7 protein-coding genes are annotated in these 7,519 nt (G+C 74.7%); 3 read left to right on the top strand and 4 right to left on the bottom strand.

Annotated elements, in window-relative coordinates:
* Positions 1-488: 488 nt before the first annotated feature.
* The gene (locus ACFWOG_RS37725) at positions 489-1,559 is read left to right on the top strand and encodes an LLM class flavin-dependent oxidoreductase (protein WP_329952480.1); all 1,071 of its coding nucleotides are present in this window, start codon (positions 489-491) and stop codon (positions 1,557-1,559) included.
* Positions 1,556-2,845, top strand: coding sequence for an LLM class flavin-dependent oxidoreductase (locus ACFWOG_RS37730; RefSeq protein WP_380363987.1), 1,290 nt, complete (start codon positions 1,556-1,558; stop codon positions 2,843-2,845). The genes ACFWOG_RS37725 and ACFWOG_RS37730 overlap by 4 nt, the downstream gene beginning before the upstream one ends.
* Positions 2,846-2,942: 97 nt before the next feature.
* Here ACFWOG_RS37730 and ACFWOG_RS37735 read toward each other — a convergent pair whose 3' ends face one another.
* Positions 2,943-3,935, bottom strand: coding sequence for a LuxR C-terminal-related transcriptional regulator (locus tag ACFWOG_RS37735; protein WP_380363989.1), 993 nt, complete (start codon positions 3,933-3,935; stop codon positions 2,943-2,945).
* Between the two features lie 142 nt (positions 3,936-4,077).
* Here ACFWOG_RS37735 and ACFWOG_RS37740 point away from each other — a divergent pair, with 142 nt between their 5' ends.
* Positions 4,078-4,998, top strand: a complete 921-nt coding sequence (locus ACFWOG_RS37740; RefSeq protein ID WP_329952483.1) for a branched-chain amino acid transaminase — start codon at positions 4,078-4,080, stop codon at positions 4,996-4,998.
* Positions 4,999-5,091: 93 nt separating this feature from the next.
* On the opposite strand, the gene ACFWOG_RS37745 is transcribed toward ACFWOG_RS37740, so the two are convergent.
* From ACFWOG_RS37745 to ACFWOG_RS37755, 3 genes are all read right to left on the bottom strand, one after another.
* Positions 5,092-5,838, bottom strand: a complete 747-nt coding sequence (locus ACFWOG_RS37745; protein ID WP_329883626.1) for an MBL fold metallo-hydrolase — start codon at positions 5,836-5,838, stop codon at positions 5,092-5,094.
* Between the two features lie 233 nt (positions 5,839-6,071).
* Complete coding sequence (locus ACFWOG_RS37750) at positions 6,072-6,263, bottom strand: MerR family transcriptional regulator (RefSeq protein WP_329883625.1); 192 nt, start codon at positions 6,261-6,263, stop codon at positions 6,072-6,074.
* A gap of 218 nt (positions 6,264-6,481) precedes the next feature.
* Positions 6,482-7,450, bottom strand: a complete 969-nt coding sequence (locus ACFWOG_RS37755; RefSeq protein ID WP_329883624.1) for a cysteine synthase — start codon at positions 7,448-7,450, stop codon at positions 6,482-6,484.
* Between the last annotated feature and the right edge of the window lie 69 nt (positions 7,451-7,519).

Here is a 7,519-nt window from a genome sequence, read left to right on the forward strand (position 1 = left end):
CCCCCGGGTGGCGGGGCGGGGCCGTTCGCGTGTCCCGCCCGGGTCCCGTCCGTGTCTCGTACCGGGTCCCGTCCGTGCCCCGTACCGGAGACCGCCCGTGTCTCGTACCGGAGGCCGCCCGGTGAGACGGTGGTTGACGAACCGGGAAGATCGCTGGTCAACTGAAGCGGTGAACGCCCCTCGTATGCTGGTCACCCGCAGCCACATCGACTTCGGTCGCGTGTGGTCCGCGGCGTGTTGCGCCTGATCCGAGCGTTCCCCCCGCCGCCGCGCCGCTGACGTCCCCGCCGCGCCCCGGCCGCACCGCCTCCCGTACCGCCCGTGACCCGGGGCTGCCGCCGTCCGCCCGGCCGCACCGCGCGCGAACCCGCGCGCGGCGGGCCCGCACGGCACACCACGCGTCCGTACGCACCGCGTCCGCGCACCTCGCGGCCCGGCGCACCGCCTCCGCACGCACCGCTTCCGTACGAGGAAAGTCAAGGCCACACATGCCCCGCCAGCTGCATCTTTCCGCCGCCCTCGACAGTCCGGGCCACGTCGACGCCGGTCACTTCACCGCCCTCGCCCACCTCGCCGAACGGGCCACCCTCGACTTCGTCACCCTCGACGACTCCTACACCCCCGAGCCGCGCCGGCTCGACGCGCTCGCCACCTTCGCCAGGCTCGCCCCGGTCACCGGCGGCCTCGGCCTGGTGCCGACCGTCACCACCACCCACACCGAGCCGTTCCACACCTCGATATCCGTCAACACCCTGGACTGGGTGAGCGAGGGCCGCGCCGGCTGGCTGGTCGGCGTCTCCGACACCGAGGCCGAGGCGAAGGCCTTCGGCCGCAAGGGCACCGCGCCGGCCGACGAGCTCTGGGCCGAGGCGGCCGACGCCGCCGAGGTCGCCTCCCGGCTCTGGGACAGCTGGGAGGACGACGCGGAGATCCGCGACACCGCCACCGGCCGGTTCATCGACCGCGAAAAGCTGCACTACATCGACTTCGAGGGGCCGCACTTCTCGGTCCGCGGACCCTCGATCACCCCGCGTCCGCCGCAGGGCCGGCCGGTCGTCGCCGTCACGGTCTCCGCCTCCGACCTCGCCCCGGACGCCACCGCCGGGGGCCGCGCCCGGGTCGACACGGCCGTCCGGTACGCCGACGTCGTCCTCCTGGACGCCCCCGACCGGGCCGCCCGGCTGACCGCCGCCACCGAACTTCGGCTGCGCGGCGGCGAGTCCCTGCGGATCCTGGCCAGGATCCCGGCCGTGCTCACCGACGACGCCGCCGCATCCGCGCTGGTCGCCGAGGTGACCGAGGGCGGCGGCGGAGTGGACGGCTTCCACCTGGTGCCCGCCGACCCGGCCCGTGACCTCGCCGCCGTCGCCGACCGCGTCGTCCCGGCGCTGCGCGAGCGCGGCCTGTTCCGCACCGCGTACAGCGGCCGCACCCTGCGCGACCACCTCGGCCTGGCCCGCCCGGCCGGCCGCTACGCCGTCGCCGCCACCATCACCCACACCCCCGCCGCCGGCAACGACGCCGCCGCCCCCGCCGCTCCCGCCGAGGTGACCCGATGACGGACCGCCCGCTCAAGCAGATCCACCTCGCCGCGCACTTCCCCGGCGTCAACAACACCACCGTCTGGACCGACCCCGCGTCCGCCAGCCAGATCGACTTCAGCTCCTTCCGCCGGCTCGCGGAGACCGCCGAGCGCGGGCGGTTCGACTTCTTCTTCCTCGCCGAGGGCCTGCGGCTGCGCGAGGTCAAGGGCCGCATCCACGACCTGGACGTGGTCGGCCGCCCCGAGTCGATCACCGTGCTGGGCGCGCTCGCCGCCGTCACCACCCACCTCGGGCTGGCCGCCACCGTCAACGCCACCTTCAACGAGCCCTACGAACTGGCCCGCCGGTTCGCCTCGCTGGACCACCTGTCCGGCGGCCGGGCCGCCTGGAACGTGGTGACCTCCTCGGACGCCTTCACCGGCGAGAACTTCCGCCGCGGCGGCTACCTCGACCGCGCCGACCGGTACACCCGGGCCGCCGAGTTCGTCCAGCTGGCCCGGGAGTTCTGGGACGCGACGGACGGCGGCACCGTCCGCCACCAGGGCCCGCAGTTCGACGTCGAGGGGACCCTCTCGCTGCCCCGCCCGCCGCAGGGGCACCCGGTCGTCATCCAGGCCGGCGACTCCGACGAGGGCCGCGAGTTCGCCGCCGCCACGGCCGACGTCATCTTCAGCCGGCACCACACCCTCACCGCCGGCCAGGCGTTCCACGCCGACGTCAAGCGCCGGCTGGCCGCGTACGGGCGCAAGCCGGACGAGCTCAAGATCATGCCCGGGGTCACCTACGTCCTGGGCGACACCCAGGCGGACGCCGTCGAGCGGGCCGCCGAGATCCGGCGCGCCCAGGTCAGCCCGGCGACCACGATCGGCTACCTGGAGCAGGTCTGGGGCATCGACCTCTCCGACCACGACCCGGACGGCCCGCTGCCCACCGTCGACCCGCTCCCGGACTCCGGCATCGTCAAGGGCCGGACCACGCTCGGCGATCCGCTGGAGATCGCCGCCAAGTGGCGCGCGGTGGCCGCCGAGAAGAAGCTCACCAGCCGCGAGCTGGTGATCGAGGTGACCGGCCGGCAGTCCTTCATCGGCACCCCGGAGGCGATCGCCGAGCAGGTCAACACCTACGTGCAGAGCGACGCGGCGGACGGCTTCATCCTCGTCCCGCACCTCACCCCGGGCGGGCTCGACGGGTTCGTCGACCGGGTGGTGCCGCTGCTCCAGGAACGCGGGGTGTTCCGCACCGAGTACTCCGGGACGACGCTGCGCGACCACCTCGGCCTGCCGGTCCCCAACCGGCGCTGACCCGGCCCGCGTCCGACCGCCCGGCCGCACCGCCCCCGCCCGCCCCGGCCGTCTCGGGCCGTATCTCCGGCCGTATCTCCGGCCGGGGCCGGGGCGGTCAGACGCGGCCGAGACGGGCCGCGTACACGCCGGCCTGGAAGCGGCTCTCCGCGCCCAGGCCGGCGGTCAGTTCGGCGACCAGCCGGCGCACCGTCCGCTCGGACACCTCCAGCTTCCGGGCGATCGCCACGTCGGTCAGCCCGGCCGCCAGCAGCCGCAGCACCGCGCCGTGCCGATCCGTCATCTCCTCCGCACCGGGTACGAGTTCGACCGGCGTGCAGGCCGCCGACCAGAAGTACTCGAACAGTTCGGCCACCAGCGCGACCAGCGCCGGCTCGCGCACCACCACCGCCGCCTCGGCGGCGGGGGCGTCCCCGCCCGGCCCGGCGCCCGGGGCGGGCAGGATCGCCAGCCGGGCGTCGACCACGATCAGCCAGAGCGGCAGCGAGTGGGCCGTCCTGATCCGCGCCCCGGCCGCGGTCAGCTCCCGGACGTGCGCGAGCACGGCCGGCCGGCGCAGCGCCGCGGCCGGGTAGATGGTGCGCAGCGCGGCCCCGTGGGCGAGGGCGAGCCGCTCGCGGGCGAGCTTGCCGGCGAGGGCGGCCCCGGAGAGGTCCTGGCCGGGGCGGAGCGAGAGCGCCTCGGTGCGGGCGCCGCGGGCGGCGTCCTCCAGCAGGGCGGCGATCCGTTCGGCGCCGCTGACCAGTTCGAGGGCGCTGCCGGTCCGGTGCCAGTGCTGGACGGGGAGGTAGCGGGTGTGCAGGCGGTCGACCGAGTCGCGGGCCCGGTGGAGCGCGCCCACCAGGGCGGTGACCTGTTCGTCGGCGTCGATCAGCAGTTGGCGGACGGCGGTGTCGACGGAGACGGCGGCGTGGCCGGGGGGATCCCCGGCGGCGGTGGGCTGGAGCAGGCCGAGGGCCAGCAGTTCGGCGGTGGCGGCGGCGAGTCGCGGTTCGTCCCAGTCGGGGCCGGTGGCGGCGGGCGGGCGGCCGGGTTCGGCGAGCAGGCGGGCGTAGAGCTGGGTGGCGTCGCCGCCGGTGGGGCTCTCCATCGGCGCAGCCTAGTGAAGGGGGTGCGGGTCGGGCGGGGGGTTTCCGAGGGGCGAGACGGCTCGCTTCCGCTCCCGGTCATGGCCGGTTCCGGCAGTGCCGGAGCGGCTGACCTGCGGCGGGCGGGTGGTCAGGATGGGCGGCATGGCAGCTCTTCCCGAAGCTTCGACGATCTGGTTGGACGGCGCGCTGGTGCCCTGGCAGCAGGCGCGGACGCACGTCCTGACGCACGGCCTGCACTACGGCACGGGGGTGTTGGAGGGCACCCGGGCGTTCGCCACGGCGGACGGTCCGGCGGTCTTCCGACTGTCCGAGCACCTGCACCGGCTGGACCGCAGTGCGCGCATGCTGCGGATGGAACTACCGTTCAGCGTGGACGACTTGGCCGTGGCGACGGTGGACCTGGTGCGGGCCAACGGTCATCGCTCCTGCTACCTGCGGCACTTCGCCTTCCTGGGGTACGGCGCGATGGGTCTGGACATGCGGTTCTCGCCGACCACGACGGCGATCGCGAGCTGGGAGTGGCACGGGCAGCTCCCGGACGCCGCTGCGGGGATCAGGCTGAAGACGAGCAGTTGGCGGCGGACCGATCCGAACTCGGTGCCGCCGGCCGCGAAGGCGACGGGCCCGTACCTGAACGCGGTGCTGGCGCGCCGGGAGGCGACCGACGCGGGGTACGACGAGGCGCTGCTGCTGGGGCCGGACGGCACGGTGAGCGAGTGCACCGGCGAGAACGTGTTCGCGGTGCGCGGCGGGGTGCTGCGCACGCCGCCGGCGAGCGCGGGCGCGCTGGAGGGGATCACCCAGGACACGGTGCTGACGCTGGCCCGGGACCTGGGGGTGGAGGTGCGGGTGGAGGCGCTGCTGCGGTCGGACCTGTACGCGGCGGACGAGGTGTTCCTGTGCGGTACGGCGGCGGGGGTGGTGGCGGTGGGTTCGCTGGACGACCGCGCGTTGCCGTGTGCGCCGGGCCCGCTGACGGTGCGGTTGCGGGAGGCGTACGAGGCGGCGGTCTCGGGCGCGGATCCGCGGTACCGGCACTGGCTGACGCCGGTGGGCGCGTAGGCGCCTACGCGTCTGGGCGCGTGGGGCGTGCGGGGGTGTGGGGCGCGCGGGGGCGCGGGGGCGCGGGACCGGCGTGGGGCGCGCGGGCCGGGGTCAGATCGGGTAGACCGCGCCGGCCCGGGCGATCTCGACCGGGCCGGCGAACGCGGCGGTGGCGTCCCGGAGGTTGTGCTCGGCGTCGGTCCACGGCGGGATGTGGGTGAGGACGAGCCGGCGGGCGCGGGCGGCGGTGGCGTGCTCGCCGGCCTCCCGGCCGTTGAGGTGGACGGCCCGGTAGGTGTCGCGGCCGTCGATGTAGGCGGCCTCGCAGAGGAAGAGGTCGGCGTCGCGGGCGAGTTCGACGAGTTCGGGGCTCTCGCCGGTGTCGCCGGAGTAGACGAGGCTGCGACCGTCGTGTTCCAGCCGGAAGGCGAAGGCGTCGACGGGGTGGTTGACCTGGGCGACCTCGACGCGGAACGGGCCGAGGTCGAAGCGTCCGGGGGTGAGGGTGCGGAACTCGAACACCTCCTTCATGCCCGGGTTCTCGGGCATGTCGTAGGCGCGGGCCATCCGTTCGGCGGTGCCGGCCGGGCCGTAGACGGGCATCGGGTCCGGACAGCCCTCGGCGCGGTAGTTGCGGGCGACCCAGTAGGCGCAGAGGTCGACGCAGTGGTCGGCGTGCAGGTGGCTGAGCAGGACGGCGTCGACCTCGTAGATCGACACGTACTTCTGCAGGGCGCCGAGTGCGCCGTTGCCGAGGTCGAGCACGACGCGGTAGCCGTCGGCCTCCACGAGGTAGCTGGAGCACGGCGAGTCGGCGGACGGGAAGCTCCCCGAGCACCCCACCACGGTCAGTTTCATCCGAGCCCCTCCGCCCCGACACGTCCTGGCAGCCGCTGGTCATGACAGAGCGGGCCGGGTAGACCGGCCGGTAGCGCTGCCCTTCGCGTGTGTCGAGGGTAAGGGCGGAGGGGCACTTTGCCCCCGTCTCCGTGCCGTGCTGTGGCTGGAATCACCAGAACGCCGGGGAGCCGGGGGCGTGCCTCGGTCGGCGGGCGGTCGGACGGTCGTTCAGCGGTGGTTCGGCGGTGGGTTCAGCGGTGGCCGGGACGCCTGCGGGCCCAGGCGCGGATGGTCTCGGGGTACCAGCGCGGGTGGCCGCTGCCGTCGGTCACGTCCGGTTCGGGGATCAGGCCGTGCCGTCGGTAGTTGCGGACGGTCTCGGGCTGGACGTTGATGTGGCGGGCGATCTCGGCGTACGACCACAGGTCGGTGCTGCGGCTCACGGGTCACCTCCGGCTGTGCGTGGGGGGACGTGCGTGATCAGCTTTTCCGGGCCCGGCGGCACCTTTAGCGCAGAACGGACACCGTGGTCGTACCGTGACAGACCGGGAGCACGGTACGGACAAATCCCCGATCGTCACGGGGACGAACGGTCGTCCGTCCGGCGAACGCCCGCGCGGACGCGCGCCACGGCCGGCCGGCCCACCCGGGCCGGGCGGCCTCAGGCCCAGAGCTGACCCTGCAGCGCCTCGACGGCCGCCTCGGTGGACTCGGCGGTGTAGATGCCGGTGGAGAGGTACTTCCAGCCGCCGTCGGCGACCACGAAGACGATGTCGGCGCGCTCGCCGGCCTTGGCGGCCTTGCGGCCGACGCCGATCGCCGCGTGCAGGATCGCACCGGTGGAGACGCCCGCGAAGATGCCCTCCCGCTGGAGGAGTTCGCGGGTGCGCTGCACGGCGTCGGCGGAGCCGACCGAGAAGCGGGTGGTGAGCACCTCGGCGTCGTACAGCTCGGGGACGAAGCCCTCGTCGAGGTTGCGCAGGCCGTAGACCAGGTCGTCGTAGCGCGGTTCGGCCGCGACGATCCGCACGCCGGGGACCTTCTCGCGCAGGAACCGGCCGACGCCCATCAGGGTGCCGGTGGTGCCGAGGCCGGCCACGAAGTGGGTGACGGCGGGCAGGTCGGCGAGGATCTCGGGCCCGGTGGTGGCGTAGTGGGCGCCGGCGTTGTCGGGGTTTCCGTACTGGTAGAGCATGACCCAGTCGGGGTGCTCGGCGGCGATCTCCTTGGCGATGCGCACCGCGGTGTTGGAGCCGCCGGCGGCCGGCGAGGGGATGATCTCGGCGCCCCACATGCGGAGCAGTTCGCGCCGTTCCTCGCTGGTGTTCTCGGGCATCACGCAGACCATCCGGTAGCCCTTGAGCTTGGCGGCCATGGCGAGCGCGATGCCGGTGTTGCCGCTGGTGGGCTCCAGGACGGTGCAGCCCGGGGTGAGCCGGCCGTCGGCCTCGGCGCGCTCGATCATGTGCAGCGCCGGGCGGTCCTTGATGGAGCCGGTGGGGTTGCGGTCCTCCAGCTTGGCCCAGAGGGTGACCAGGCCCTCGGTGTTGCCGGGGATCTCGGCGGAGAGCCGGGGCAGGCGGACCAGCGGGGTGTTGCCGACGGCTTCGAGCGGGCTGTCGTAACGCAAGGGGTGCCTCCGGCAACGGCGGTGAGGGTCGGGTCGGGCGGCTGGCCCCCCCCCCCCCGCCCCCCCCCC

It is taken from the genome of Kitasatospora sp. NPDC058406, from assembly GCF_042722765.1.
Lineage (GTDB): Bacteria > Actinomycetota > Actinomycetes > Streptomycetales > Streptomycetaceae > Kitasatospora.

Coding starts and splice junctions, on each gene's coding strand:
- ACFWOG_RS37725 (WP_329952480.1), top strand. CDS start 489: ATGCCCCGCCAGCTGCATCTTTCCGCCGCCCTCGACAGTCCGGGCCAC.
- ACFWOG_RS37730 (WP_380363987.1), top strand. CDS start 1,556: ATGACGGACCGCCCGCTCAAGCAGATCCACCTCGCCGCGCACTTCCCC.
- ACFWOG_RS37735 (WP_380363989.1), bottom strand. CDS start 3,935: ATGGAGAGCCCCACCGGCGGCGACGCCACCCAGCTCTACGCCCGCCTG.
- ACFWOG_RS37740 (WP_329952483.1), top strand. CDS start 4,078: ATGGCAGCTCTTCCCGAAGCTTCGACGATCTGGTTGGACGGCGCGCTG.
- ACFWOG_RS37745 (WP_329883626.1), bottom strand. CDS start 5,838: ATGAAACTGACCGTGGTGGGGTGCTCGGGGAGCTTCCCGTCCGCCGAC.